Origin of the sequence: Angelakisella massiliensis (genome assembly GCF_900104675.1) — a bacterium.
Classification (GTDB): Bacteria; Bacillota; Clostridia; order Oscillospirales; family Ruminococcaceae; genus Angelakisella; species Angelakisella massiliensis.
The window spans coordinates 2402588-2428860 of sequence record NZ_LT629945.1 but is presented as its reverse complement, the minus strand read 5'-3'; the positions used below and the strand labels follow the sequence as shown (position 1 = coordinate 2428860).

At 52.1% G+C, this 26273-nt stretch carries 23 protein-coding genes; 13 read left to right on the top strand and 10 right to left on the bottom strand.

Annotated elements, in window-relative coordinates; translation table 11 throughout:
* The first annotated feature begins 76 nt into the window (after positions 1–76).
* The 7 genes from BQ5383_RS16960 to BQ5383_RS16930 all read left to right on the top strand — a co-directional run bounded on the left by BQ5383_RS16960 (position 77) and on the right by BQ5383_RS16930 (position 8986).
* A complete protein-coding gene (locus tag BQ5383_RS16960; protein WP_071433969.1) occupies positions 77–1432 on the top strand; it encodes an amidohydrolase family protein in 1356 nt (451 codons plus the stop codon).
* A gap of 731 nt (positions 1433–2163) precedes the next feature.
* Positions 2164–2610 (top strand): MarR family winged helix-turn-helix transcriptional regulator, encoded by a 447-nt coding sequence (locus BQ5383_RS16955; protein ID WP_235822007.1) that lies wholly within the window; start codon positions 2164–2166, stop codon positions 2608–2610.
* Between the two features lie 49 nt (positions 2611–2659).
* Positions 2660–3337 (top strand): YczE/YyaS/YitT family protein, encoded by a 678-nt coding sequence (locus tag BQ5383_RS16950; RefSeq protein ID WP_071433967.1) that lies wholly within the window; start codon positions 2660–2662, stop codon positions 3335–3337.
* A 465-nt stretch (positions 3338–3802) separates the two neighbouring features.
* On the top strand, positions 3803–5071 hold the full coding sequence (locus tag BQ5383_RS16945; RefSeq protein ID WP_071433965.1) for a BMP family ABC transporter substrate-binding protein: 1269 nt from the start codon (positions 3803–3805) through the stop codon (positions 5069–5071).
* 222 nt (positions 5072–5293) lie between these two features.
* Positions 5294–6883 (top strand): ABC transporter ATP-binding protein, encoded by a 1590-nt coding sequence (locus BQ5383_RS16940; protein ID WP_071433963.1) that lies wholly within the window; start codon positions 5294–5296, stop codon positions 6881–6883.
* Between the two features lie 2 nt (positions 6884–6885).
* Positions 6886–8001: an ABC transporter permease gene (locus BQ5383_RS16935; protein ID WP_071433961.1), complete on the top strand. Its 1116-nt coding sequence runs from the start codon at positions 6886–6888 to the stop codon at positions 7999–8001.
* Positions 7988–8986, top strand: a complete 999-nt coding sequence (locus BQ5383_RS16930; RefSeq protein ID WP_071433959.1) for an ABC transporter permease — start codon at positions 7988–7990, stop codon at positions 8984–8986. Before BQ5383_RS16935 ends, BQ5383_RS16930 begins: the two co-directional genes overlap by 14 nt.
* A gap of 544 nt (positions 8987–9530) precedes the next feature.
* On the opposite strand, the gene BQ5383_RS16925 is transcribed toward BQ5383_RS16930, so the two are convergent.
* The 7 genes from BQ5383_RS16925 to BQ5383_RS16895 form a co-directional block, all read right to left on the bottom strand.
* Positions 9531–9800 carry a carbon storage regulator gene (locus tag BQ5383_RS16925; protein ID WP_071433957.1) on the bottom strand — a complete coding sequence of 90 codons (270 nt, stop codon included), beginning with the start codon at positions 9798–9800 and terminating at the stop codon, positions 9531–9533.
* Positions 9794–10249 (bottom strand): flagellar assembly protein FliW, encoded by a 456-nt coding sequence (gene fliW, locus BQ5383_RS16920; RefSeq protein ID WP_071433955.1) that lies wholly within the window; start codon positions 10247–10249, stop codon positions 9794–9796. Before fliW ends, BQ5383_RS16925 begins: the two co-directional genes overlap by 7 nt.
* Before the next feature lie 14 nt (positions 10250–10263).
* A complete protein-coding gene (locus BQ5383_RS16915; protein WP_071433953.1) occupies positions 10264–10869 on the bottom strand; it encodes a DUF6470 family protein in 606 nt (201 codons plus the stop codon).
* 47 nt (positions 10870–10916) lie between these two features.
* Positions 10917–12014, bottom strand: coding sequence for a hypothetical protein (locus BQ5383_RS16910; RefSeq protein WP_071433951.1), 1098 nt, complete (start codon positions 12012–12014; stop codon positions 10917–10919).
* Between the two features lie 187 nt (positions 12015–12201).
* Positions 12202–13821 (bottom strand): flagellar hook-associated protein FlgK, encoded by a 1620-nt coding sequence (flgK, locus tag BQ5383_RS16905; RefSeq protein ID WP_071433948.1) that lies wholly within the window; start codon positions 13819–13821, stop codon positions 12202–12204.
* A gap of 17 nt (positions 13822–13838) precedes the next feature.
* Entirely contained in the window at positions 13839–14309 is a 471-nt protein-coding gene (gene flgN, locus BQ5383_RS16900; RefSeq protein ID WP_083390038.1) for a flagellar export chaperone FlgN, read from the bottom strand.
* Between the two features lie 3 nt (positions 14310–14312).
* A complete protein-coding gene (locus BQ5383_RS16895; protein WP_071433946.1) occupies positions 14313–14624 on the bottom strand; it encodes a flagellar biosynthesis anti-sigma factor FlgM in 312 nt (103 codons plus the stop codon).
* 278 nt (positions 14625–14902) lie between these two features.
* Between BQ5383_RS16895 and BQ5383_RS21685 the strand changes: the two genes are divergently transcribed.
* The 3 genes from BQ5383_RS21685 to BQ5383_RS21820 all read left to right on the top strand — a co-directional run bounded on the left by BQ5383_RS21685 (position 14903) and on the right by BQ5383_RS21820 (position 19546).
* Positions 14903–15601: a bacteriohemerythrin gene (locus tag BQ5383_RS21685; RefSeq protein ID WP_235822006.1), complete on the top strand. Its 699-nt coding sequence runs from the start codon at positions 14903–14905 to the stop codon at positions 15599–15601.
* A gap of 309 nt (positions 15602–15910) precedes the next feature.
* The gene (locus BQ5383_RS16885; protein ID WP_071433942.1) at positions 15911–17665 is read left to right on the top strand and encodes a methyl-accepting chemotaxis protein; all 1755 of its coding nucleotides are present in this window, start codon (positions 15911–15913) and stop codon (positions 17663–17665) included.
* A 333-nt stretch (positions 17666–17998) separates the two neighbouring features.
* Complete coding sequence (locus BQ5383_RS21820; protein ID WP_071433940.1) at positions 17999–19546, top strand: flagellin N-terminal helical domain-containing protein; 1548 nt, start codon at positions 17999–18001, stop codon at positions 19544–19546.
* Positions 19547–19735: 189 nt separating this feature from the next.
* On the opposite strand, the gene BQ5383_RS16875 is transcribed toward BQ5383_RS21820, so the two are convergent.
* The 3 genes from BQ5383_RS16875 to BQ5383_RS16865 are packed head-to-tail and all read right to left on the bottom strand — an operon-like array spanning position 19736 to position 21982.
* The gene (locus BQ5383_RS16875) at positions 19736–20467 is read right to left on the bottom strand and encodes an NAD-dependent protein deacylase (protein ID WP_071435212.1); all 732 of its coding nucleotides are present in this window, start codon (positions 20465–20467) and stop codon (positions 19736–19738) included.
* A gap of 28 nt (positions 20468–20495) precedes the next feature.
* Positions 20496–21614 (bottom strand): SLC13 family permease, encoded by a 1119-nt coding sequence (locus BQ5383_RS16870; RefSeq protein ID WP_071433938.1) that lies wholly within the window; start codon positions 21612–21614, stop codon positions 20496–20498.
* Between the two features lie 23 nt (positions 21615–21637).
* Positions 21638–21982 carry a VOC family protein gene (locus BQ5383_RS16865; RefSeq protein ID WP_071433936.1) on the bottom strand — a complete coding sequence of 115 codons (345 nt, stop codon included), beginning with the start codon at positions 21980–21982 and terminating at the stop codon, positions 21638–21640.
* 257 nt (positions 21983–22239) lie between these two features.
* Here BQ5383_RS16865 and BQ5383_RS16860 point away from each other — a divergent pair, with 257 nt between their 5' ends.
* The 3 genes from BQ5383_RS16860 (at position 22240) to dnaB (ending at position 26267) form a co-directional block, all read left to right on the top strand.
* The gene (locus BQ5383_RS16860) at positions 22240–24213 is read left to right on the top strand and encodes a DHH family phosphoesterase (RefSeq protein ID WP_071433934.1); all 1974 of its coding nucleotides are present in this window, start codon (positions 22240–22242) and stop codon (positions 24211–24213) included.
* A gap of 188 nt (positions 24214–24401) precedes the next feature.
* The gene (rplI, locus tag BQ5383_RS16855; protein ID WP_071433932.1) at positions 24402–24848 is read left to right on the top strand and encodes a 50S ribosomal protein L9; all 447 of its coding nucleotides are present in this window, start codon (positions 24402–24404) and stop codon (positions 24846–24848) included.
* Between the two features lie 63 nt (positions 24849–24911).
* Positions 24912–26267: a replicative DNA helicase gene (dnaB, locus tag BQ5383_RS16850; RefSeq protein WP_071433930.1), complete on the top strand. Its 1356-nt coding sequence runs from the start codon at positions 24912–24914 to the stop codon at positions 26265–26267.
* The last annotated feature ends 6 nt before the right edge of the window (positions 26268–26273 follow it).

Below are 26273 nucleotides of genomic sequence, written 5' to 3'. Positions count from 1 at the left end.
TACAATGGAGGATAAAGGATGCTCAGCAAAAAGGACGCATCTATTTTACCCGGTGGAACAGAAAGGAGAGCATACTGTGAAAACACTGATAAAAGATGGTATCATTATTACTCAGGACCCTCAGGATCAGGTGTGGCTCAAAGGATGGCTGCTGCTGGAGGATGACCGGATCTCTGCGTTGGGGCAGGGAGAGGTACCGGCGGAAGTGACTGCCGATAAGACGGTGAACGCTGCCGGAATGGCAGTGCTGCCGGGAATTGTGGATGTTCACACCCATGTTTGCGGCTCTCTGTTCAAGGGAATGACAGAGGACCCTGTGGGGGCGTTTTATGGTCTGGCTCTTCCCATGGAGCGTCTGCTGACTCCGGAGACCACCTATGCCCTGAGCATGTTGGGTGCGGTGGAGTGCCTGAAAGCGGGTGTCACCTGCATCAATGATATTTATCATTTTATGCGTTCTACCGCTCAGGCGGTGGATGAGCTGGGGATGCGGGGCGTTCTGGCACAGAAGATCATCGAAACTGATCTTGGAACCATCCAATATAATGACTATACCCGTATTCCCAAGGAGGGAGCTGCCCGTGTGGAGGAAAACTGCCGCCTGATCGAGGAGTATCACGGCAGGGATGGACGGATTTTCTGCCGTTTTGGCCCCCATGCCACCGATACTGTGTCGGTGGAGCTGGCGAAAAAGATTGTTGAACTGGGTCATCAGTATCAGGTGGGCTTCCATATTCATGTGGCGCAAAAGGATCAGGAGGTGGACTTCCTGCGGGAGACCTATGGGCTGACACCGGTGGAATATCTGAAGGAAACCGGTCTGATGGGAGAAAATCTGATCGCGGCCCACTGCACCTGCGCCACGACAGAGGATATCCGCTTGCTGGAAGAAGGAGGAGCCACAGTGGCCCACTGCGCGGAGATGTATGGCAAACGGGGAAAGTTTCCGCCCATTGCGCAGCTGTATCCCAGCAAGGTACGGATGGCTTACGGTACCGACTGGGTGACCATGGACCCCTGGACCAATATGCGCACCGCCATTATGGCTGCCCGGATGGCCGGATGTCCCAATGAACTGCCGGATGCCCATGTGGCGCTGCGTTTGTCCACGCTTGTACCTGCCCAGGCGTTGGGGTTGGGGGATCAAATCGGGTCTCTGGAAGTGGGCAAGCAGGCGGATGTGGTTCTGATGGATCTGCGCAGTCCCAATCTGGTGCCGGTATTTGATGATCCGGTGGCGACTATCGTGTATAACGCCAACCGTCATGATGTGGATACTGTTTGGGTGGCGGGAAAAATGCTGGTGGAGAACAAGAAATTGCTGCCGGTAGAGGAATCCTGGGTCCTTGCCGAAGGCCAGCGGGCAGCATCCTCTATCTACGAGGATTATAAGGCCGGCAAGTCTGGTAAATGCTGGGAAGATGAAAAATAAGAGCCAGAACAGCCGGCAGTATATTGTCGGGTGTGGCTGCGATTAGGCAGCGGATATTTCTTTACGGACAACTTGTTGATACGCTTCCAGGGGGACCCAGTCCCCCTGGATACGCCGCTTGGTTCCTGACGAAACCAGCGGCGATACCCCCGGTTTCGCGCCCCGGTGGGCGCGGGTCAAGGTATAAAAATCAGGCACATGTCCCTCTGAGTGTGCCGAAGAGGTGTCGGCACACTTCCAGGGGGACCCAGTCCCCCTGGATACGCCGCTTGGTTCCTGACGAAACCAGCGGCGATACCCCCGGCTTCGCGCCCCAGTGGGCGCGGGTTGTGGTATAAAAATCAGGCACATGTCCCTCTGAGTGTGCCGAAGGGTTTCGGCACACTTCCAGGGGGACCCAGTCCCCCTGGATACGCCGCTTGGTTTCTGATGAAACCGGCGGCGATACCCCCGGTTTCGCGCCCCAGTGGGCGCGGGTCAAGGTATAAAAATCAGGCACATGTCCTGATTTTTATGATTTTGAATTTTATTTATCCTTTGAAATAGGTTCTTCGACAGTCTGGACCCGGTGCATTTTGGGATGCGCCGGGTTTTTGCTGTTTCGGGCCACGGTGATAAACAGGTGACAGATTTGCTGGAAAAGACCGGAGGGGCCCTTGACAGCGGTGGAAAAAGAGAATAATATAATTAGGAAGCTAATTATTAGAAAGCTAATTGATGGAGTGCCCGATATGATGGAACACAGCTATCACTACCTGGCAATGGCCAGCCATGCGCTGCTGCGGCAGCTGTTTTTTGAGGGATTGCGTCAAACAGGTCTGACGCCGGGGCAGCCCAAGATTCTGGATTTCCTTCGGGAGAATGAGGGGGCGGAGCAAAAGGAGGTTGCCCGGGCCTGTCATATCAAAGGGGCTACCTGCACCGTTATTTTGACCAAAATGGAGGAGCAGGGATTGGTGGAGCGAAGAATGCTGCATGGAAACCGCCGCTCTCTCTACATTTTTCTTACTCCCAAAGGCCGTCAGACAGCTCAATTGGTGTGGGAGCGTTTTGAACTGCTGGAAAAAGAAGTTTTTTCAGTGATGGAACCCGCCGAAAAAGAGATGTTTATGGAGCAGCTGGAGCGGCTTTACAAGCGGCTGAGAGAATTGGAAGAGGAAAACAGCGCCGTAATGTGAGCGGCGCTGTTTCATATTTGACAGAAGTGGAAAGGAAGAAAGATTGAAGATGGAAAAACTCAAACGATATCTGATTTTTGGGGCAGGGCTCTTTCTCAGTTCCTTTGGCGTCAGCTTTATTACCAAGGCTGATTTGGGAACATCGCCCATTTCCTCTATCCCTTATGTGCTCAGCCTGCAGCTGCCCATGACATTAGGGGAATTTACCATCTTTTTCAGCCTGCTGCTGATTGCCTTCCAGCTGCTGCTGCTGAGAAAGCGTTTTCCTCTGGAGCATCTGCTTCAGATACCGGTTTCGGTGCTTTTCGGCATTTTTATTGATTTGACCATGGAACTTTTGAGCGGTCTCAACCCCCAAAGCTATCCCATGTGCCTGCTTTCTCTGTTGGGAGGATGCGCTATCCTGGGCCTGGGGGTTTACATAGAGGTGCTGGCGGATGTGGTGATGCTGCCAGGTGAATCCTTTGTCCGGGCGGTTTGCCAGACGCTGACAAAAAAGGAATTTGGAACGGTGAAAGTGATTTTTGACGCCTCCATGACCATCTGCGCGGGACTGCTTTCCATTGTGTTTTTCGGACAGCTGCAGGGGGTTCGGGAAGGAACGCTGATTGCCGCCCTTTTGACAGGGATCATCACGAAAATGTTCGGCAGATACTTTTCTTTCCTACCGGGGCTGTTATTCCCTCAAAAAATTTCTGAAAATGACAATGGTGCGGCAGCCGCGTAAAATAGATCAAAAAAATGAAAGAAAGGGAAAAATGATTTTTTTCTTAAAAGGGATTGCAGAATCTACAATTATTATGTAAAATATCTGTGTACGATAATCTGCCGTGGCTCAATGGATTTGGGCCACGCTGTTGTTTTTGAGGTAAAGCCTCTCCGCTTGTGGGAAAGGGGTGAGACAGCATGACGTATTTGCATCCGGACAGTCACAGCCATGGTTTTAATCCCAAGGCATATCCTGCGTTATGCTGGAAGTCCGGTTTTTATGGAGCGAAGAGAAAAATTGTATTGGTGCATCTAACTGCGGTATGAGGGTGATCTGAAGCCGGAAGGCATTCCGGCGGATCCCGTGTCATAGCGCAGTTTTTTGACTGTTGGTGCCTGAAGGATTAAAGCCGGCAAAGACCGGTTTTAATAAACAACACCGTCCAAACTCAGACGGAACCAATCGAAGGAGGAACTTTTAGACATGAAGAAAATCTTTGCACTGATCCTGGCGATGTCCATGGTCCTCAGCCTTGCGGCCTGCGGCGGCAGCGAAGCTCCCGCAGAGAGCGAGAGCCAGGCTGCGGAAAGCCAGAGCCAGGCGGAGTCTGCTGCGGAGAGCGAAAGCACCGCTGCAAGTGACTTCAAGGTGGGCGCTATCTACATCAACAGCAAGAACGACACCGCTGGCTACACCTTTGCCCATCATAACGGCATCACCAAGGCCATGGAAGAGCTGGGCCTGGATGTGAACACTCAGCTGGTGATCCAGGACGAGGTTCTGGAAGACTATGATCAGGTTTCCACCGCTGTGGACACTCTGGTCAGCGAAGGCTGCAATATCATTTTCGGTATTTCTTTCGGCTATATGGACGCCATGGCAGACAAAGCTGAGGAGTATCCTGATGTGATCTTCTCTCATGCCACCGGCTACAAGAGCAACGAGACCAACTTCAACAACTATTTCGGCCGTATCTATCAGGCCCGTTATCTGGCTGGTATCGCCGCCGGTCTCAAGAGCCTGGAGCTGGGCAACAACAACATCGGCTATGTTTCCGCTTACGGCACCCAGTATGCTGAGACCTGCTCCGGTATCAACGGCTTCACTCTGGGCGTTCAGTCCGTCAACCCCGATGCCACTGTCTATGTCAAGGAGCTGGGCAACTGGGCTGATGAGGTCAATGAGTCCGCTTTCGCCAAAGAGCTGATCGATACCTACAACTGCTGCGTGATCGCCCAGCACTGCGATTCCGCTCAGCCTCAGATCGCTGCTGCTGACGCCGGTGTCTTTGGCTGCGGCTACAATTCCGACATGACCGCTGACGCTCCCACCGCTCACCTGACCGCTCCTATCTGGAACTGGAATGTTTATTATCGTACCGCCATTGAGGCTGCTATGACCTGCGGTGGTGCTGAGAACTTTGTTACCGCTATGGGTGGCCCCGCTTACTACGGCGGCCTCAACGAGGGCTTTGTGGATGTCAGCCCCCTGACCGAGAACTGCGATCCCAACACCCAGGCCATCATCGACGCTGTCAAGGCGCTGATCGCTTCCGGCGAGTGGGATGTTTTCTCCGGCACCAAGCTCACCTATACCGTGAATGAGGATGGCACTGTTACCGTCAACAAGACCGCCGGCGCCCTGGTGACCAATGACGGCACCGAGATCGTACCTGCCGATGGTCCTTCCGTTGAGGATGGCGTCATCACCGGTACCATGAACTACTTTGTAGAGGGCGTCAAGGCTGCTTAAGCTGCCTTACCTGAAACAAGAAGCAAAAAATGGAAGGTTTTCTCCGCCGATAAAGGGGAGTAGGCTTGTCCGTTTCCAGTGCGGCTGGACCGGCCGGAACATCAACCGGCCGGTCCGCCGTGGACTTTCGGGACTGGAGACAGGAGATAAGGGACAGGGGGCACAATGCCGCTCTGCCGTCTATCTCGTGTATCCATATCTCAAGCAGGAGGAGGGGATTTCATGGCGGAACAGTATGCCGTCGAAATGAGGGGGATTACCAAGACCTTCGGCAGCGTGGTGGCCAATAAGGATGTAAATCTCGGCGTGCGTCAGGGAGAGATTTTGGCGCTGCTGGGAGAGAATGGTTCTGGTAAGACCACCCTGATGAATATGCTTTCAGGAATCTATAAGCCGGACCGGGGTGAGATTCTGGTGGAGGGGAAAGCGGTTTCCATTGATTCCCCTGAGGATGCCAAGCGTTTGGGCATCGGTATGGTTCATCAGCATTTCAAACTGGTGGATGTCTTTTCCGCAGCGGACAACATCTGGATGGGACAGGAAAAGGCAGGCTTTCTGCTGAAGAAGGACCGGTACAACCAAATCGGGGAGGTAGCCAAAAAGTTCGGTTTTGACATTGATCCCCGGAAAAAGGTCCGCAATATGGCGGTTTCGGAGAAGCAGACCCTGGAGATCATCAAGGTGCTGTATTATGGAGCCAAGGTGATCATTCTGGACGAGCCCACCGCGGTTCTGACGGTGCAGGAAATCGCCAAGCTTTTTGAGGTGCTGCGCCGGATGAAGGCGGAGGGACATTCCATTATCATCATCACCCATAAGCTCAATGAGGTGCTGGAGATCTCCGACCGGGTGGCCATCCTCCGCAAAGGGGAGTATATTGGCACGGTGGATACTGCCGGAACCAACGAGCAGCAGCTGACAGAATATATGGTGGGCCATAAGGTAGACCTGAATATTGAGCGGCCGATGGTGGAAAAGACACGGCCATTGCTGGAGATCCGGGATCTGACCATCCGCAATGATGAAGGCGCGGTGGCCATCGACCATGTGAATTTTTACATCCGGGGCGGAGAAATCCTGGGTGTGGCAGGCATCGCCGGCTGCGGACAAAAGGAGCTGTGCGAGGCGATTGCCGGTTTGCGGCCCATTGAGAGCGGACAGATGATCCACAAGGGCGATAATATTGTGGGCCTGAGCCCCAAAGCCATTATTGAAAAGGGCATTGCCATGTCATTTATTCCGGAGGATCGTTTGGGAATGGGACTGGCTCCTTCTCTGTCCATTGTTGATAACATGATCCTGAAAAACTACCGGGACAGCAAAGGTCCCTTTGTGGACCGGAAGGCGGGACGAGCCGACGCGGACCATGTCATCAAGGAGCTGGGGATCGTCACCCCTTCGGCGGAAACGCCGGTGCGCCGCCTTTCCGGCGGTAACGTCCAGAAGGTGCTGTTGGGCCGGGAGATCAAGGCAGGGCCCAATGTGATTGTGACTGCCTATCCGGTGCGGGGTCTGGACATCAATTCTTCCTATGCCATTTACAATATCCTCAACCAGCAGAAGAAGGATGGGGTGGGCATCCTGTTTGTGGGTGAGGATCTGGATGTCATGATGGCCCTCTGCGACAAGATCCTGGTGCTGTGCTATGGCCGGGTGATGGGTGTGGTCCATGCCCACAAGACCACCAAGGAGGAGCTGGGCATGATGATGACCGGCGCTCTGGACCTGACCAATAAGTACGAGGACAAGCCGGCGGGTATTGCCCGGGATACCAATTTCGCCCCGGATACCGCCGCTGGAAAGGAGGAGTGACCATGCGCTTTCATGTGGTCAAGCGGGAGAACTGTCCCCTGTGGAAAAAGTTGGGGATGTATGCTCTGGCGGTGGCGGCGGCCCTGGTGTTGGGCGGATGTCTGCTGCTGGCTATGGGCGTCAATCCTCTGGCTTATTACGGCCGGATGTTCACCATGGGTATGGTGGGCAACAAGATCGCTTACAAGGCTTTTGAAAACTATCTCAAAGTGTTCGCTCCTCTGGCGCTGACCTCGGTGGCGCTGTCCCTGGCTTTCCGGATGCGCTTCTGGAACATCGGCGGCGAAGGTCAGTTTATTCTGGGAGCGGTGGCCGCGGCAACAGTGGCCTTCAAACTGGGACCCGTTGTGGGAGAGGGCCTGACGCTGGTGCTGATGTGTCTGGCAGGAATGCTGGCGGCTGGACTTTACGGACTGATCGCCGCCGCCCTCAAGGTGAAGTTCGGTACCAATGAAACGCTGATGACCCTGATGCTCAACTACATTGCGCTGTACTTCATTACGTTCCTGGAGGATACCAAAGCGGACTGGAACTTTTATCTGGACCCCACCTCGGTACGGCCTATTTTCGGCCGTTTTGCCAACCTGGCTTCCTTCCCCAAAATCCCCATTGGAAAATTTGGCCTGAATATCTGTGTGATCCTTACCCTTGTGGTGGGTGTGCTGGTATTCATTTATCTTAAATATACCAAACAGGGCTATGAGATCGCTGTAGTGGGAGACAGTACCGGAACAGCCCATTATGCTGGTATGAAGGTAGGAAAGATCGTTCTGCGCACCGTATTTCTTTCCGCTTGTCTCATCGGTCTGGCGGCAGCCTTCAAGGTGGGAACTGCCGGTATCCTTTCCACCAATATCACCGATGATGTGGGCTGGACCGGTATCATCGTCGCCTGGCTTTCCCAGCTGAATACTTTGGCCATCTTCATCGTTTCCGCACTCATCAGTATGCTTCATTACGGTTCTGACGTGGCGGCAGCTACCTTCTCCCAGGTAGATTCCAGCTTTGCCAATATGCTTCAGGGTGCGATCCTGTTTTTGGTGCTGGCGGCGGATTTCTGCACCCGGTTCCAGGTACTGCCTGTAAAAAAGGAGGGAAAGAACAATGGAAATGGATAAATTGGGCGTTGTAACCACCTTTGTTCACAATATCGTTGTTTACAATATCCCTCTGCTGTACGGCACCGTGGGAGAGATTTTGGTAGAAAAATCCGGCAGCCTCAATCTGGGCGTGGAAGGTATTATGGCAGTGGGCGCTATTTTCGGGTATATCGTCGGCTGCTATGCCAACAGTCTGGCTGTGGGAATTCTGGTGGCTTTTCTGGCAGGTGCGCTGTGCGGTCTGTTGTTTGCCGCGCTGACAGTGTCTCTCCAGGCAAATCAGAATATCACCGGTCTGACCCTGACCACCTTCGGCTTGGGCGTTTATTTCTTTGTGGGCAATGGCGTGAAGGCCATCAGCTGGCCTGCCATGAACGATTATGCCAACATCAAGAACGGCTTTGCTGATATCCCGATTCCATTTCTTTCTCAGCTGCCGTTGGTGGGCAAAGGATTGTTTACCCATAATCTGCTGGTTTACCTGGCGGTTGTGATCGCCATTGTGATGTGGTGGTACCTGCGGGGAACCCGCACCGGTCTGCGGCTGCGGGCAGTGGGAGAGAATCCCGGCGCGGCTGATTCGGTTGGTATCAACATCAAACGGTACAAGTATATTCACATCTGCCTGGGCTGTGGCATTATGGGAATCGGCGGTTATTACATGGGTCTGAATATGAGCGGTTCCTTTTCCAGCAGCTGCTGGATCAGCGGTTACGGCTGGATTGCTGTGGCGCTGGTCATTTTTGCCAACTGGAATCCTGTTATGGCGATTTTGGGAACCTTTGTATTTGGCTTTTTCAATACCCTGCGGGTTTCCGGCAGCAGTTTGGCAGCGGCCTTTCCGGATTCACTGGGCTGGCTGGCAGCGGTGCCTTCTCAGCTGTACCAGGCGCTTCCCTTTATCATCACAGCCATTGTGCTGGTTGCTACTTCCATCCGCAAACGGGAGGGAAGCGGATTGCCGGCAGCTTTGGGACTGAATTATTTCCGCGAGGAACGGTAAGAAAAGCTTCATTATGAATATGGAAAACGGGAAAGCATCACACAGCTGCTTTCCCGTTTTTTATAAATAGAAACCACCTGCTGCTCTGGAGGAAGCCTCCTGTCAAAAGCTTCAGCTTCAAGCTTTGGGAGAAATGATTTGCCAACAGGCAAGTGATTGGGGAGGAAAAAAGTTCCTCAAAACAATGTTTGTTCCTTTATGGCTGGAGAACGAGAATGCGAGAGCAGAAATTTTCTTGCAAGTTTTATCAAAGTCACATTTTGCTGAGGGTTCCTCAAGCTAAGCTGCCAGCTTTGCCGGATTCTGATTGGAAGGGAAGAGGGTTATGGAGTTACAAGGGATAAGAACGACAGCATTTTTTTATTCTTTGGCTCTTATGATGAAAAAAGCAAGTGAAACAAAAGTCAGTGTTTTTCAGTCGGATGGATTTTCAGATTGCTTTAGTGTCCGAAATTATATTCTAAAAACAAAAACGCGGCAGCCTGTCAGGAAAAACAGGTTCCGCGTTTTTAAATAGTCATATAGTAGGGGAAAGACGTTTTGGTTATGGTTCTTTGGGGGGCTGCTTTGCTTGAGCCAGACTTTTGAGCAAAGCATTTTCCAAGCTCTCCATCTCCTGGAGGGAAGCGGGGGAGAGAGCAGAATCCTGGTTGGCAGACACAGCCTGCTGTAATTCACTGCGGAGAATCAGCAGGTTTTTGGGAGCGTCGATACCGATGCTCACAGTACCTCCGGCATCAGCGTCTAAAATGGTGATACTGATTTGATCTCCAATCAGAAAAGCTTCTCCTACTTTTCGGCGAAGGATCAGCATGACTGAGCGTCACCTCCCGCCGAAAAATCTCCCAGACGGTGACGCATATGGTAAGGAGTATCCTCCAAAATCACCTGCACCGCGATTTTTCGCTGGGGATGAACCACCACAGGGCACCGCAGATTCAGGGTGCTTTCACTCACTGGTTCACGGACTGCGCAAAGAACATAATAACAAAGCTCTTCGCTTTTTTCCACTCCCATAAATTTCAGCTCCTCAGGGGAGAGCACAGGAGTATAGGAAGGGTCCAGGGAGAAAGGATTCATGGCAACAAAGGAAAGCTCCGGTGTGCGTACACTTTGGAAGCAGATAAGATCACCGCCGCTTCCATCGAAGGGCAGAGGCAGAAACTCATTTTCTGTTTCAAATCCAAATAACCCGTTGGGAAAGGAGAGAATATCCTGCGGTGTGTATTCGATGGGACCAAAATATTTGGTTTTCAGCTCCAAAGAGATTCCTCCTCTCAGGCTTTTACATCAATGGGTTCGTAGTCGGGATCTGAGGACGGCGGAACATACAGGGGGCCGCCCACATATTTCACAATCACATCCGGACGTTGAGTTACAGTAAATTCAATGTCTCCCGGAACAAAGGTAAACTCCATCTGTTCCATACGCCAGTCAAAGTTCAGCTTATCCATTTCATACTGGATATCCAGTTCCCCGCCGGTCCAGGAGATGTCAGCCGGAGCATTGGGAAGAAACTGAATGTTCAGCTGCGCGGGATCGGGAAGGGTAGTTTCCCTGGCCAATTGAGCAATCACATTTTCGCCGATTTTGGCTTCCATCATCATCCGGCCCTCCCGGGACAGTACAGCGGTGGCCTGATAGGAGGCCTGGGTACCGGCTTGGGCATTTTTGCGGATCAGCTGCGCAGTGGTGGGGACCACAGAGCTGCGAGCCTCAAAAGTATCAATATTGACCCGGATGGGTTGACTGCGGATATGAAGTCCTCCTTTATCCCGGGAAATCTCCATTTGTGCACTGCCTCTGGCATATTCCAACTTTGCGTCGGTCACCTTCATGCGGATTTCAATGGGAACAGTTTGGATTTCTATCAGCGGATACATCTCAGGATACTCCTTTTAGCCAACTTAATTATAAATGATTGCAAAATTTATTTCAAATAATCCATCAGTGATTGGGGAATGACGTTGGAGCCAACCTGCAGGGCAGCGTTATAGCAGGTTTGAGCCCATACCAGCGCTTCGATTGCTTCTACAGCGTCCACATCTTCAATGCTGCTGCGTTCGGTGTTCAAAGCGTCAAATGTGGATTCCAGCTGAGATTCATTGTTGTTCAAAAAGGTAACTCTCGCGTCCAGGTCGGAGTGGGCGTTGATCATATTTTCTCTGGAATCAGCAAACTTCTTTACCAGACGGTTGGCAAGTTCAGAACTGCCGCCCCAGGGATCAGAAGCGCCAGGCTGATAATTTTCAAAGGTATCAGCCAGATGGAGCATGATGGACGCCAGATTTTTGGGGTCTCCATCCTCGTCAACTCCGTATCCAAGAATAGAAATTCCGGGAATGGAGGAATCGAAAGCGGTTGAATCGATCACTTTGCCGTTGCTGTCCAGTTCAAAGCCCAAACCGATATCCGCGTACAGGGGATCATCCTTGGCCCAAACATCCAGCACCTGGGCGTTGGTCATTTCCTTTCCATCGCTGTCCAGCATGGGTTCTCCGGTTTTGGGGTCGTGGTAGATTTCATTGAGGGAGGTGGCGTCATCCACTGCAATGCCGCGATAGGTTACATGTCCATCCTTAATGGCGAAGGGCGCGTTTTGATTATCAGAACCGGCAAAAATGTAATCTTGACCATATTTGCCGTTCATGCTCTGGACAATGGCTTCCGCGCCTGCACGCAGCACCTGAGCCTGTGTGTCCAGATCGTCCAGATTGGTGCCGTTAAGGCCCTCCAGAGCAGGAACACTGCCCAACTTGTTGGTCAGATCATCCAGGATGCCTTCTATTGTGCTCCAGGCAGTCTCAAATTTGCTGGTAACCGTCTTGTTATTGTTGTACTGGGCCTGAGTGGCATTCAGAGAGCTGTGGATTTTAAAAGCACGGGTGGCAGCCGCAGGGTCGGACGCATAGGTATCGAAATTCCGCCGGGTCATAACGGTGGTCATAGCGTTATTGAGGTTGTTTGTAACCTGCATCAGATTGGAACGATAATTAAAAAGAGAACTGTTTGTTGTAACGCGTATCATACTGGTTCACCTTTCAAAAAATGAAGTATATCCTCGGTAGATAAGGAACAAAACGTGTTCCCAAAACCGGAAGTCTTCCTGCCGCTTTCCCAGATTATTTCCTGTGCAGGAAGGTTTTGCTGCGCTTGTCAGGAAATGGTTCCGTCTCCGGAAAGCTTCAGGCCTTTTGATTACTGAGGATAAAATGTTATATAGCCAGCAGGGTGTTCAGCGCTTCATCCAGCACCGTCATCAAGCGGCAGGCAGCGGTATAAGCCTTCTGGTAAACCATCAGGTTAGTAGCTTCGTCATTGAGATCCACTCCCGAGACGCCGTCCCGGGCAGTATAGATTTCATTGGCTGTAACAGAATAGTTGGTCAACACAGCGGAAGTGGAAGATTGGTCCTCAGCCAATGTGGATTCAATACGCAGCAGCATATCCTCAAAAGATCCGCGGAAAGGGGAGGTGCCGCCTACAGCGCCGGCCACGATATCATCGGGATTGAAAGAATGAGTTTTATTGAAAACATCCAGGAAGGCCGCCAGATTGGAGGTATCACCGCTAGAAGCGGAAGGATCCTTGGAGGCGATCATGGAGATGGAACCATCTGACCAGCCCTTGGAAACGGCAATATTAGCGGCGGTGATGCCATTGCCATTGGCGTCAACCACATCATTGGAATTGCTGCTGACACTGAACAGATTTCCCTCGCCGGGAATGTCGGCGCCATCCACATTGTTCAGTGCGTTCATCTGCTTGGCAAACTCCCGTGCCAGGCTGTCCAGGGCGTTTTGATAGTAGGGAATTCCTCTTTTAATGGCTGCATCGGGATCAATGGCCACATCAGCATCGGTGGCGTATTCACCCCGCTCGGTAAGCAGCTCCCGCAAAGACTGGAGAGATCCGTACAAATCGGTATCGCCCAAAGTGACACTGTCAGGATCGCCGGGGTTTTTCTTTTCTCCATCCTCATCCCGCAGCGCGTCCAGACTGATGGAATAGTTTGGATCATCCGGCTGAAGCGTCAGTTGGGTACCATACTCACCATCAATCAGGGTGTTGTGATTGCCTGTGGCCAGAGACACCGTCAGCTTTTCCACCATCAGCCCGGCGCCAACGTCCTCCGTGGTGTATTTGACATCGATCTTCATAAAGCCGCTCAACTGGTCCAGCAAAAGGTTTCTCTGGTCACGCAGCTCCAACGCGTCGTCTCCCCGGATGTCGGCGTCCCGAATGGAAGTATTCAGATCCTGGATTTGTTCCAGAATGGTATTGATTTTGGAAACATCCTGCTCAAGGGTGGTTTCATAAGTCTCTTTCAATTCGGAGAGATCGTTTGCGTATTTGTTCAAAAGTGTGCACAGGGAGCTGGCAGAAGTGCGGATCTCACTGTTGTAGCCATCAATACCATTGGTCACAGCCTGACTGATGAGATCCCGCAGATCATTGAGACGGCTGAGGATCACACCGTCATCCTGTTCACCGTCACCTTTTCCAACCTCATCCAGAATGGAGGCCAGATCCTCCAGACCTGCCAGCTTCTGATCCGCCGCTCCCACATTTGCCTGGGAATTGCGGTACAGCAGATCCATACCAGGATCCCGGATTTGAGAAACACCGGTAGTAAGGACGCCCTGTCCCACACGGGTTTTATACTGAGAAAAATATTTGTCCGAGGCGGTAGTGACCAGGCTCACCTGATCCAGCCGCTGACGGGTGTAACCGACGGTGTTGATGTTGGTGATGTTGTTGCCAGTTACATCCAGGCCCTTTTGGGCGGCGTAAATACCCAAACGGGCTGTATTGAAAGTGCCGAATGTACTCATAAACGGAATTAGCCTCCTTAAGCCCTAAGATTCGTATGTCCCATACCGGAAAAAGCATCTGGCGTTTGTTCCAGAGGATGGTCTGCTTCGGGAAGGATTCCCCGATGCTCCAGTTCCCGGCTGATCATGTGCAGGTCTCTTTCCATGGCGGTACGGGCTGCTGCCTGTGCGCTGGAAAGGAGCTGACGGTCCCGCAGCAGCCTTTCCACCGCTGTGGAAACAGCGGCGCGCTGCTCCGGGGGACAATTCTGGGACAGCTCCCGCAGCGGCACCCCGGATAATCCAAGCCCTGCCAGAAGCTTGCTGCGTTTTTGCTCCATGCCCCGCAGGGAAAGGGAGATGGCCTGTTCCTGTTTGATGCAGTCATTGAGCCGCTCCAGATCATGGGCGTGCACCGCTTCCAGCTTTTGAGACTGCAGCTCGGTAAGAAGATGGATTTCCCGATCCAGGGATTCCAGAAATTCGATAAGTGCTGAAACATCCATCATCTTTTAGTCCTCCTGCACATTGCTCATCAGCATCCTCGCCGCGATCTCACGGGCGTTGGGCTGGTAGGTGCCGTTTTTGATCTGTTGCTGCAAATGAGCAAGCTCATGATTGGTAGGACGAATACGGGCTTTCTGGGAGATTTGGTTAACAGTCTCTCTGATACGCCCTTCTTCTCCGCCAGGCTGGGCGCCGCAGAGGAACTGATCATAATTTTGCTGACTGATTTTAGTGTGCTCCGCAGCAGAGACGGAACTATTGTAGGAGGAGATCCCGGAAGGCGGGGCAACTCCTATGGGTTTAATCCCTGAAAACATTCTGCATCCTCCTTTGACGCGCTGAAGAGATAGGGTAACATACTGGATTTATTTCAAATAAAATCAAATGCCCGATTGCAGCAATCCCCGGCTCAAGCACATACTTGCCATCCGCTTGGGAACGAAACTTATGAGCGAACACTTATCATATCGTCACGTTTACAGAAAAAATAAGCGCTTGAAACCGGTAATTTATCATTACCAATCCTTCTTCAGCGAAACAACATCATCCATTTTCCTTTCGCTTTCAAAACTATTTTCACAGGACAAAACAAAAGATGAATTTTTTAGGGCGCAGCGGAGCAGAAGCAGAACAAAAAAGGAGCTCCATCAAAATTGTAAGGACAAGCCCCTGCACTGAAAACGAAATTGAACTGGGAATATTGGAAAAAATTTGCCTTTTCTTCTTGGAAGAAGGCGGGCTGAAGGGTTGGGACTTTATGAGGGGAGAGAGAAGTTTTTTCTCAGCCCTTATTTTTCTTCCAAACTGGCCGATACAGATAAGCGTGGAATATTTAATCAAATACTCTGCGCGATTTTATTTTATACTTACGGAAAGACGAGGAGTAGAAAAAATGAAATATGAATTGACTCAAGACCTTCTCACTGGAAACAAACTGATTGACCAGGAGCACCAGCAGCTTTTTGATGCCATCAATGTGCTCTTTGATGCCTGTGCCCAGGGCAAGGGACGTGATCAGCTGGTAGAGACAGCGGATTTTCTTAATCGGTATGTCAACCGGCATTTCGGCGATGAGGAAAAGCTGCAGGTAAGCGCTGCTTATCCTTTTTATGAAACTCATAAAAACTTTCATGAAAACTATAAGAAAAAGCTCCAGGAGACAACCCGGGAGCTGCTGGCCACAGGCCCAAGCGTAAAAATGCTGGCGTCTTTGAATCAAGTGGTGGGAATCCTTGTTTCTCATATTAAAATTGAAGATCGCAAACTGGCAAAATATCTTCAGGAAAAAGGCTGACCAAAACCTCCGGTTCGGAAGGGGAAGCGGATACACAATGAAATGGAATGCAAATCATCATACAGCAAATGGGGAACCATTGGTGTTATGTATATAACAAATGTTTTTTCCTCTTCATTACAACAGAAGTTCGTGGTCTTTCTGTGAAAGGATCTGTGTGAGCTTTTCATGATGTATTGATGCCGGAGAAGCGGAGATGGATACCAATTTCTGAGGTTTACACTTTGACGGTTGAAGTTTGCGGGGTTTCATCACAAGCTGTGCTGATGTTGTTTTCAATTCATAATCTTAGAGAAAAGGAGAATCATCATGTTTCATAAGATGAAATTAAAACCATATCTTTTAACGGTTTTCTCTGTGCTGATCGTTCTGGCGGGAATCATTACCGCTGTGGGCTGCTTTGGTCTGGTGAACACCAGCAACAATACAGATGAGCTGGTTAACAAGACTCTGGCTGCAGACAGCGCTGTAAAGACCTGCCGTATTGAGGCCAATATAGCTGCCCGTGATCTGCGGGAAATGGCTCTTACGGAAAACGCTGATGATGCTGCCAAGCTGAAAGCCAACATCAATGAAAGCATGGAAGAGATCCAGGCGCAGATTGAGGTTTTTAAGAAGGCCCATGGCACCGAGGATGGCTTGGCACAAAAATATGAGACTGCTTTCAACAACTGGTTTTCCATTGCAACTCAGGTGATGGATCAGCTGGACAGCGGAAACCGTGAGCTGGCTACACAGACCATTTTGACTCAGTGTTCCCCCGCAATGAGCCAGCTTGCCAGCATCGCCAACGAGATTAACGCTGTTACCGAGCAGGAGCGGGTAAACCAGGAGAACCACACCATGGCCATGCTCCGGATCTTCATGGCGGTACTGGGTGTTGTGTTTGTAGTGGCGCTGATTTTCGGCCTGCTGGTAGCGTTCAAGACCACCCGGATGATCACAGGGGCTGTGAGCAAGATCCAGAAGGCTGCTTCCGAGCTGTCTCAGGGTGATCTGAAGACTACAGTGGATTATGAAGGAGCCAACGAGTTTGGCGAGCTGGCCGACCGGCTGAATTTTTCCTTCCAGGAACTGTCCAAGTATGTGGATGCCATTGACTATGGTATGTCTGAGTTTTCCAAGGGCAACTTCGGCTGCCATTGCCCCGTTCAGTTTATTGGTGATTTCGCCAGCATTCAGAAGTCCATTGAAAACTTCCAGGATAGGATGAGAGATATCCTCTCCGAGCTGGAAACTGCTTCCTCTCAGGTAAGTGCCGGTGCAGACCAGGTTGCTGACGGTGCTCAGGCACTGGCCCAGGGCGCTACAGAACAGGCCAGCAGCATTGAGGAGCTGTCTGCTTCCATTTCTGATATTTCCAGCCGCATTTCCGACACCGCGGAGTTCTCCAGAAAGGCGGACCAGCTGGGTCAGAACGCCCGGGAGATTGTCAATAAGGGTAAGAATGAGATGGGCCAGCTGCTGGTCTCCATCCAGGATATTGCTACCGCTTCCAACAACATTCAAAGCATTATCAAGGTCATTGATGACATTGCCTTCCAGACCAATATTCTGGCCCTTAACGCCGCGGTGGAGGCTGCCCGTGCCGGTAACGCTGGTAAAGGCTTTGCCGTGGTAGCCGATGAAGTGCGCAGCCTGGCCCAGAAATCTGCCAACGCTGCCCAGGAAACCACTGATTTGATCAAAAACTCCCTCCAGCACGTTTCTCAGGGTGAGGAAATCGCGGAGCGTACCGATGCTGCCTTCAATGAAGTGGCCAACGCCGCGCAGGATATGCTGGACATGATCGAGAAGATCGCCCATGCTTCTGAAGAGCAGGCTTCTTCTATCTCTCAGATTTCTGTGGGTATCGATCAGATTTCTTCCGTGGTTCAAACCAACTCTGCTACTTCTGAGGAAAGCGCTGCAGCCAGCGAGGAGCTGAGCGGACAGGCTGGCGTAATGAAGAATCTGCTGGCCCAGTTCAATATCAGCAGCTCTGCATGTGCGGATTATACTCCTGTGGCAGTTGCTTCTGATGAAAAAGAACTGCAAATGATACGTTCCGGCGACAAGTATTAATTTCAGGCGGTTCAGAAATAAGCGACTGCCTGCAAGGGGATCGGGGATTATTCCATCCGATCCCCTTTTGCTATTCTGATTTGTGGCCAGAATAGTATAGAATAAGTGAGAAAATTTTACAGGTTCAGACAAACAGAAGAATGGATTGAGGACAAAAGAAAAAATTGATGCCCCAAAGAAAAAAATATTTTCTTTCCCCCTTATCTTTACAGATAAACGGACGATAAAAGAAATGTAAGGCTTCAGAACAGCTTGCGTGAAGGCCTGCGGAAGCGGCGAAGCCTGCAGGGATGAGATGGAACTTATCCTAAATATTTCAAGGAGGAAAAAATCATGCGTATTCAGAACAACATCATGGCGATGAACGCCTACCGCAACTACACCAGCAACACCAGCGCTCTGTCCAAGAACCTGGAGAAGCTGTCTTCCGGCTACAAGATCAACCGTGCCGGTGATGACGCTGCCGGTCTGGCCATCAGCGAGAAGATGCGCGCTCAGATCACCGGTCTGGACGTTGCTCAGAAGAACGCCAAGGACGGTATCTCCCTGGTGCAGACCGCTGAAGGTGCTCTGACCGAGGTTCATGACATGCTCAACCGTATGGTGGAGCTGGCTGACCAGTCCGCCAACGGCACCTATGATGCTAAAGACCGTGAGCAGCTGCAGAAGGAAGTTTCTGAGCTGAAGGATGAAATCGACCGTATCGCCGATTCCACCAACTTCAACGGCATCAACCTGCTGGACGGCTCTCTGGGCAGCGGCACCACTGGTGTGAAGGCAGCTTCTACCGCCAACACTGGCGGTACCGCTGGTAACTTTAAGGCGGCGGTGAATTTTGAGATCTCCGGCCTGGAGGCTGGCAAGACCGTAACGATCAAGACCGTTAATGGCGATTCAGGCGCTGATGGAATCAGTGTGGATTCCAATGGCAATGTTACCCTGTCTCTGAAAGCTGAGGCTGGCCGTACCATCACTCAGGCTGATATCGATGACATCATCAAGAATGCTACCCTGCCCGAATCTGCCAAGGGCCTCAGCATCAAGATTGATAAGAATATCGAGATTGAGACGAAAGGTACTGGCGATGTTGTCCAGGTCAATGCTGCCGAGGTTAAGGACGCCACCAATGCTACCGCAAAAGACAATGGCAAACTGACAAATGTTGACGGCGGCAAAGCCAATCTGGTCTTCACCGCTGACAAGGCTGGTGTCAATACCAGCACCATCACCATCAGCAACACTGATACTACTGCTGAGGGCGCTGTTACCGGTACCAACGGCGATGTGGCGCTGAACCTGGATGCCGACAAGGAGTACACTGCTGCCGAGATCAACGCTCTGCTCCGCGAGGGCAATGCCGGCGTCACTGTCTCCTTTGATGGTGCCATCAAGGGTTCTGCTTTCCTGACTGGTGGCTCTGGCAACGACGCAACCTATCAGCTGGGTAACGACGGCACTGCTGGCGCTGGTCTGGCGTCCGGCGGCGGTCTGACCCTCCAGATCGGCGACACTGCTGACAGCTACAACCAGCTGGAGGTTAGCGTGAAGGACATGCACGTTGCTTCCATGGGCCTCAGCGGTATCGACATCTCCACCCAGGCTGGCGCTAAGGCTGCTGTTGAAGTGATCAAGGAAGCCATCAACTACGTTTCCGATGTCCGTGGTACTCTGGGCGCTACCCAGAACCGTCTGGACCACACCATCAACAACCTGGCTGTAATGCAGGAGAACATCCAGGATGCTGAGTCCACCATCCGCGACACCGACGTGGCCGAGGAAATGATGTCCTACACCAAGAACAACATCCTCATCCAGTCCGCTCAGGCGATGCTGGCTCAGGCCAACCAGGTTCCTCAGGGCGTGCTCCAGCTGCTCCAGTAAGAACAGTTGGCATCCTTTGGTGTGCCTGTACTTTCCCTCCAATAGAAGGAGCGGAGACCGGTTTTTCCGGCCTCCGCTCTTTTTGCTGTGTGTCAGCGTCAAAGACGATATAATATCATGTAATTTTTAGTTTTTTCCTCGGCCTGCAGGAAAACCAGACCATTCCTGGCTGGAGGAAACTGCCGTATATTAAAAAGAAGTGGCCCGCAGCTGACTGAATACTTGTCCGATGGGCTGGGAAATGAGTAAAGAAGCTCTCTGATCCATAGGAGTGGGGGAGCGGTTGATCAGCACGATAGATGTTCCTCGGCAAACCCGGAGCAGACCGGCCGCAGGGTAAACATTCAGGGAAGTGCCGCCAACCAGCACCAGATCTGCCTGTTCCAGGGCGTTGATGGACTGGGTCAGGACATCCTCATCCAGGCTTTCCTCATACAGCACCACATCCGGTTTGATGATGCCGCCGCAGCTGCACCGGGGAATGGTGGATTCACTGTCTGTGATGGCAGACAGCGGATAGGAGCGACGGCAGTTCATGCAGTAGTTGCGATGGACTGAACCATGAAGCTCCAATACACGACGGCTTCCGACCATTTGATGCAGGCCGTCAATGTTTTGGGTGATGACAGCGCAAAGACGTCCGCACTGCTCCAGCTGTGCCAGGAACAGGTGAGCGGCATTGGGTTTGGCCTGGGGCCAGAGCATTTTATCCCGGTAAAAACGGAAAAACTCTTCTGGATGGGCCATAAAAAAGCTGTGGCTGATGATGGTTTCCGGGGGCCAGTCATACTGCTGATGATACAGTCCGTCCTCACTGCGGAAATCGGGAATGCCACTTTCGGTGGATACCCCCGCACCGCCGAAAAATACGATGCGGCGGCTTTGATCAATCATTTGCTGTAGCTTTTCGATTTCTTCCACAATCATTCTGCTCCTTTCAGACAGGATTTCAAACGATCAAACACCCCGACAGCGTCATCGGGATCAGGCAGAGAAGATTGGCCGCTGTAAAAATCCCAAGATATTGTCCTGGCTTTGCGCCCTCGATACCACAGTACAGACGATAGGAAATCAGGCTGGCCAGAGAAGCCACCAGTGTCCCCAGGCCGCCGATATTGGTTCCGGCCAACAGAGCGGCGCCGTAATCGGTAAAGCCGGAAAGAAGCACCGCGGCAGGAACATTGCTGATGACCTGGCTGAGGAGGATGCCTCCCCACAACTCCCGTCCTGTCAGCAGGTTGGAAAGAAGGCTGCGCACCGTTTCCATCTGTCCCAGATTTCCTACAAAGAGGAAAAAGAAAACAAAGGTTACCAGCAGTCCATAGTCTACCCGCAAAAAGAGAGAGCGGTCACAGATAAGCATCACCACAATCACTACGGCCACCACCGCCTGCCAGGGAATCAAATGGAACACTGTTCCAAGGCAAAGGAGGAACAGCAGACCGTATCGAATCAGCTTGATACGGTCGGGCGCCTTCTGCTGGGGAAGTGAGAAGGAAATGGGATGCTGGGGGACGGCAAGACAGCCCACGCAGACCAGTACCAGTCCCGCCAACGTAAGGGGCACCGTCACGGGGAAAAATTCACCCGGCGTCATTGCGTAATTGGAATACAGGTACAGGTTTTGAGGATTTCCCACCGGCGTGAGCATACTGCCCAGATTAGCGGCAATGGTCTGCATGGTGATGACCAGGGGCAAATGCTTCTGCTGTCCTGAAAGCTCCATCGTCAAAATGGCAAAGGGAACAAAGGTGAGCAGGGAAACGTCGTTGGTTACCAGCATGGAGCTGAAAAAGCAGAGCAGCACCAGTGTCAGTGCCAGCGCCCGGCTGGTGGCGGTTTTTTGCGCCAGCGCCCGGCAAAGAAACTCAAAAACGCCCGCGGTCCGCAGCCCGGCAACTACCGACATCAAACAGAACAGCAGTCCCAGCACCCGAAAATCTACCGAAGCAAAAGCGGCAGGGGAAAAGGAAACAGGGAAGGCAGACAGCAGCGCCGCCAGTCCCGCGATGCACAGGACAGTCTGCTTTTTCCACAGCTGGATCAGCAGAGTAGAGATATGTTTCATCTTTTGTTGTCTCCCGCCAGAATTTATTTCTCCATCAGATGGATGGCAAAACCGGCCAGTTCATCTTTGAGGTAGATCAGACGCAGTTTGCCTTCAGAGGTATATTTACCTGAGCTTTCATCAAAGGAAATGCCTCTGGCCTTGAATTCACCAATGGTTCCCTGAAGATCCTCCGTGGCAAAGCCCAGATGCCCTTTTGTACCCCGACCGCCTCCGGCCATTACTTCAATGGAGGGCCCAGCATATACGGAGGCGGGCTTTTCATCAATGCAGCAGCCAAGCAATTGGCAAAAGGTTTGTGCCAGCACCAGCGCCTCCCCTTTATTGGCAGCGTTCAGTCCAATATGATCCAATTTCAGCTTGTTCATGGTTCTTTCGTCCTTTCTTCCTGTGCGTTCTGGTAAGTATTTTATGTTTGCACCCGCATATTGTACTCCTCGAAGGCACGGATTGCAATGAGTTGGAATACGAAAGGGAAGAGCGCATAGTGGGAAAGGAAAAAGCTTCATTTTTTTTGTGATCTGTGCTATACTAAAAAACACTATGATTTAACCAGCGGCAGTCTTTCTTTGACTGTCATGTGACCGCCCCCGGAAGGAGGCGGATAGTGAGGGAGGGTAGCCTTATGATGGACCGGATGAATCTTTACCGTCCCCTTTGCCTGATTTTACTTCTGGTCAGCGGCATATCGGTAGGTTTTACCTATGGTATTGACCGGCGGTATTTTTTCACCTGGGGTCTGGTGTGGCTGCTGATGGCGGCTTTTGTGCTGATCAAGGGATATCTCATCAGCAGGGACAATGAGCGCTTTTTTACCTGCCTGCGGGAATCCCTGTTCGGAGCCCAAAAGGATTCTTTGGCCCGCTTTCCCATGGCTACCATTGTTGCCAGGGAGAATGGGGAGATCGTTTGGGTCAACGACCAGTGCCGGGATATGGTGCTGGAGGGGAAGGACCTGTTTCACCAAAGCCTGTTCCAGCTGCTGCCGGAGGTGGATTTTCAGGCGGAGCATTTTGACGGCGGCATCAATGTTACTGTGGGCCGTCGGCAGTACAGCGCTTATATCGTCCGAACCGATCATCGTGCAGAGCCGGTTTTTGTCACCTATCTGGTGGATGACAACGACCTGAAAAATTATACCAAGGAATATTTTGATTCCCGCCCGTCGGTGCTGCTGATGGTTATCGACAACTACGCTGAGCTGTTTACCGACGCCAAGGAAAACGAGCGCAGCAAGATCATGGGCGAGATCGAGCATATCATTGAGACCTTTGCTGAGGAAAACCATGGCCTGCTGCGGAAGCTGGAAAAGGATCGGTATATCGCCATCATTGAGGAGCGGTATATGCGGGGGATCATTGCGCGGCGGTTTGCCATTCTGGATCAGATCCGCAGCGTGGTCACCGGTGACCGGATCCCGCCTACCATGTCCATTGGTGTGGGCAGCAAGGAGGGGGATCTTCACGAGGCGGAGGTGCTGGCCCGCCAGGCGCTGGATATGGCGCTGGGCCGGGGCGGCGATCAGGCTGCTGTCAAGCAGAAAGGCGGCTACGAGTTTTACGGCGGCGTCAGCAAGGGTGTGGAGAAGCGCAACAAGGTCCGTACCCGGATCGTTGCCAACGCCATCAGCGAGATGGTGGCCACCTGCAGCAACATTCTGATTATGGGTCACCGTTTCGCCGATCTGGATTGTCTGGGTTCCGGTATTGGTATGTGTGCCGGGCTCAGGGAGTGCGGAAAGCGGATCAATATTGTTCTCAACACCAAAACCAGCTTGGCTCAGCCCCTTTATGACAAAGTGGTGGAGGAAGGCTACCAGGATATTATTTTGTCCCCGGAGGAGGCGCTGCCTCTGGCTGGCCGGGAGACGCTGCTGATTATTGTGGATACCCATGTCAAAACTTTGGTGGAGTCCCCGGAGATCTATGAGAACTGCAAAAATGTGGTGGTCATCGACCATCACCGGAAGATGGTCAACCACATCGATAATGCCATTATCTTCTTCCATGAGCCCTATGCCAGCTCCGCCAGCGAAATGGTGGCGGAATTGGTCCAGTATCTCAGCGAGCACCCCAAGGTGACGGTTCCGGAGGCGGAGTCCATGCTGGCGGGTATCATGCTGGATACCAAGAACTTTACCATCCGCACCGGGGTGCGCACTTTTGAGGCGGCGGCCTATCTGCGGAAAATGGGCGCCGATACAGTGGAGGTGCGCAAGCTGTTCGCCTCCAGCATGGAGACCTACCAGCAGAAAGCCCGGCTGGTGGCGGCGGCGGAAGTTTACCGCGGCTGTGCCATTGCCTATACGGAAAATCCCGGAGAAGATATCCGCATTGTGGCAGCGCAGGCTGCCGACGAGCTGCTGAATATCAATGGCGTCAATGCGTCCTTTGTACTGTATGAGATCGGCGGCGGTGTATCCATTTCCGCCCGGAGTATGGGGGCGGTGAATGTTCAGATCATTATGGAAGCGCTGGGCGGCGGCGGTCATTTGACCATGGCGGCGGTGCAGATGAAGGACATTGTTATGGAAAATGCCCGTCAGAAACTGTTGGCTGCCATTGATCAGTATTTTCAGGACAGCGGCCAAAACCAGTAATGCGATTTATCAAAAAATCCCGGTCAATAAATGAATTTCACAGTCCCGCACCTAAAGGAGTGGGAAGCAGGGGATGTGGATATCCCCGAAGTATGCCTGATGTTCCGGCATACTGAAGAAACAGGGTGACAGCGCCTTAGAGGCGTGCACATAATTAAAAATCAACCATTTGAAGGGAGAAAATACACATGAAAGTGATTTTGCAGCAGGACGTCAAAGGCAGCGGCAAAAAAGGCCAGCTGGTGGAGGTTTCCGACGGTTACGCCAATAATTTTCTGCTCAAGAAGGGCCTGGCTATCCAGGCCACAGCTCAGGCCATGGCAGAGCTGAAGAATCGGGAGGCTGCTGCCGCTCATCGGGCGGCGGAGGAACTGAAAGCTGCCCAGTTGGCGGCCAAGACCATCGGCGGCAAGACGGTCAAGCTGACCGCCAAGGCCGGCGCCGGCGGCAAGCTGTTCGGCTCTGTCACCGCCAAGGAAGTGGCAGAGGCCATCACCAAGCAGCTGGGTGTGGAAGTGGACAAGCGGAAGGTTTCTCTGGATGCTGAGATCAAAGCCTTTGGTACCTACACCGCCGAGGTGAAATTTGTAGCAGGAGTTTCCGCCAAGGTCTATGCCATGGTAGGGGAGGAATAAGCTCCTCTTGTTCACCAGGGCGTATCCATCTGACCAACATTCCGCAGCAAAGGAGGATCATCCATGGCGGATCAGCTGTCCCCAGGGGGGGATTTTTATACACAGCAGCTCCCTTTCAGCCTGGAAGCGGAGCAGTCGGTGCTGGGCGCGGCCATTATTGATCCCGGGCGTATCCCTGAGATCATGGAATATGTCAAGCCGGAGTATTTTTATCGCAGACAGCACAGCGACCTGTATGCGCTGCTGGTGCGTATGTTCACCACCGGTGAGACTATCGATATTATCACCATCCTGGATAATGCCCGGAAGGAGGGTATCTTCGAAACGCCGGAGGATGCCCGGATTTATCTGACCCAGCTGGCCCAGATCGTTCCCACTACCGCCAATGTGGCCTCTTACGCCCGGATCATTCAGGAAAAATATTATCTGCGCAGTCTGATCCAAGCTTCCCGGGAGATCGTGGACAGCGCCTCCGACGCCCAGGCGGACGCTTCGGAGCTGCTGAACCTGGCGGAGCAGAAGATTTATGATATCCGTCAGGGACGGGATACCGGCAGCATTGTACCCATCAGTAAAGTGCTGGTGGAAACCTACGACCATCTCCAGAAGATCAGCGGCGAGAACCGCAAGGAATATTTGGGTATCTCCTCCGGTTATGGAGCGCTGGACAGCTATATTACCGGTTTGAATAAATCGGACCTGATCCTGATCGCTGCCCGTCCTGGCATGGGCAAAACCGCGTTCGCGCTGAATATAGCCGCTAATGTGGGCATCCGAAGCAAAAAGCCGGTGGCCATCTTTTCTCTGGAAATGAGTAAAGAACAGCTGGCTCAGCGTCTGCTCTCCTCCGAGGCGTTGGTGGAAAGTCAGAAGCTGCGGACGGGAAACCTCACCGACCAGGATTGGACCAATATCTCTCAGGCTACAGGGATTTTGGCGGGAGCCCCTATCTACATTGACGACACCGCCGGTGTGACGGTGGCGGATATTAAAGCGAAGCTTCGCCGTATCCGGGATCTGGGACTGGTGGTCATCGATTACCTCCAGCTGATGTCCGGCAACAAGCGCACCGAAAGCCGTGTACAGGAGGTTTCCGAGATCACCCGGAATCTGAAGATCATGGCCAAGGAGTTGAATGTACCGGTCATCACGCTGTCCCAGCTGTCCCGTGGAACGGAATCCCGGGCGGACCACAAGCCCATGCTTTCCGACCTGCGTGAATCCGGCTCCATCGAGCAGGACGCGGATATTGTCATGTTTCTGTACAGAGACGCTTATTATAATGATGATCTGGAAGATCAGACCCAGGCCAAATGTATCGTGGCCAAAAACCGTCATGGCTCCACCGGCACCATTGACCTGTATTGGGATGGACAGTTCACCCGTTTCAGCAGTGTGAATTATGCCAGTGAAGAATAAACCGGC

What these genes read in the sequence shown, in the direction of transcription:
- BQ5383_RS16955 (WP_235822007.1), top strand. Translation starts at nt 2,164, where the DNA reads ATGATGGAACACAGCTATCACTACCTGGCAATGGCCAGCCATGCGCTG.
- BQ5383_RS16950 (WP_071433967.1), top strand. Translation starts at nt 2,660, where the DNA reads ATGGAAAAACTCAAACGATATCTGATTTTTGGGGCAGGGCTCTTTCTC.
- BQ5383_RS16945 (WP_071433965.1), top strand. Translation starts at nt 3,803, where the DNA reads ATGAAGAAAATCTTTGCACTGATCCTGGCGATGTCCATGGTCCTCAGC.
- BQ5383_RS16940 (WP_071433963.1), top strand. Translation starts at nt 5,294, where the DNA reads ATGGCGGAACAGTATGCCGTCGAAATGAGGGGGATTACCAAGACCTTC.
- BQ5383_RS16935 (WP_071433961.1), top strand. Translation starts at nt 6,886, where the DNA reads ATGCGCTTTCATGTGGTCAAGCGGGAGAACTGTCCCCTGTGGAAAAAG.
- BQ5383_RS16930 (WP_071433959.1), top strand. Translation starts at nt 7,988, where the DNA reads ATGGAAATGGATAAATTGGGCGTTGTAACCACCTTTGTTCACAATATC.
- BQ5383_RS16925 (WP_071433957.1), bottom strand. Translation starts at nt 9,800, where the DNA reads ATGCTGATCCTTCGCCGAAAAGTAGGAGAAGCTTTTCTGATTGGAGAT.
- BQ5383_RS16915 (WP_071433953.1), bottom strand. Translation starts at nt 10,869, where the DNA reads ATGTATCCGCTGATAGAAATCCAAACTGTTCCCATTGAAATCCGCATG.
- BQ5383_RS16910 (WP_071433951.1), bottom strand. Translation starts at nt 12,014, where the DNA reads ATGATACGCGTTACAACAAACAGTTCTCTTTTTAATTATCGTTCCAAT.
- flgK (WP_071433948.1), bottom strand. Translation starts at nt 13,821, where the DNA reads ATGAGTACATTCGGCACTTTCAATACAGCCCGTTTGGGTATTTACGCC.
- flgN (WP_083390038.1), bottom strand. Translation starts at nt 14,309, where the DNA reads ATGATGGATGTTTCAGCACTTATCGAATTTCTGGAATCCCTGGATCGG.
- BQ5383_RS16895 (WP_071433946.1), bottom strand. Translation starts at nt 14,624, where the DNA reads ATGTTTTCAGGGATTAAACCCATAGGAGTTGCCCCGCCTTCCGGGATC.
- BQ5383_RS21685 (WP_235822006.1), top strand. Translation starts at nt 14,903, where the DNA reads ATGAATTTTTTAGGGCGCAGCGGAGCAGAAGCAGAACAAAAAAGGAGC.
- BQ5383_RS16885 (WP_071433942.1), top strand. Translation starts at nt 15,911, where the DNA reads ATGTTTCATAAGATGAAATTAAAACCATATCTTTTAACGGTTTTCTCT.
- BQ5383_RS21820 (WP_071433940.1), top strand. Translation starts at nt 17,999, where the DNA reads ATGCGTATTCAGAACAACATCATGGCGATGAACGCCTACCGCAACTAC.
- BQ5383_RS16870 (WP_071433938.1), bottom strand. Translation starts at nt 21,614, where the DNA reads ATGAAACATATCTCTACTCTGCTGATCCAGCTGTGGAAAAAGCAGACT.
- BQ5383_RS16865 (WP_071433936.1), bottom strand. Translation starts at nt 21,982, where the DNA reads ATGAACAAGCTGAAATTGGATCATATTGGACTGAACGCTGCCAATAAA.
- BQ5383_RS16860 (WP_071433934.1), top strand. Translation starts at nt 22,240, where the DNA reads ATGATGGACCGGATGAATCTTTACCGTCCCCTTTGCCTGATTTTACTT.
- rplI (WP_071433932.1), top strand. Translation starts at nt 24,402, where the DNA reads ATGAAAGTGATTTTGCAGCAGGACGTCAAAGGCAGCGGCAAAAAAGGC.
- dnaB (WP_071433930.1), top strand. Translation starts at nt 24,912, where the DNA reads ATGGCGGATCAGCTGTCCCCAGGGGGGGATTTTTATACACAGCAGCTC.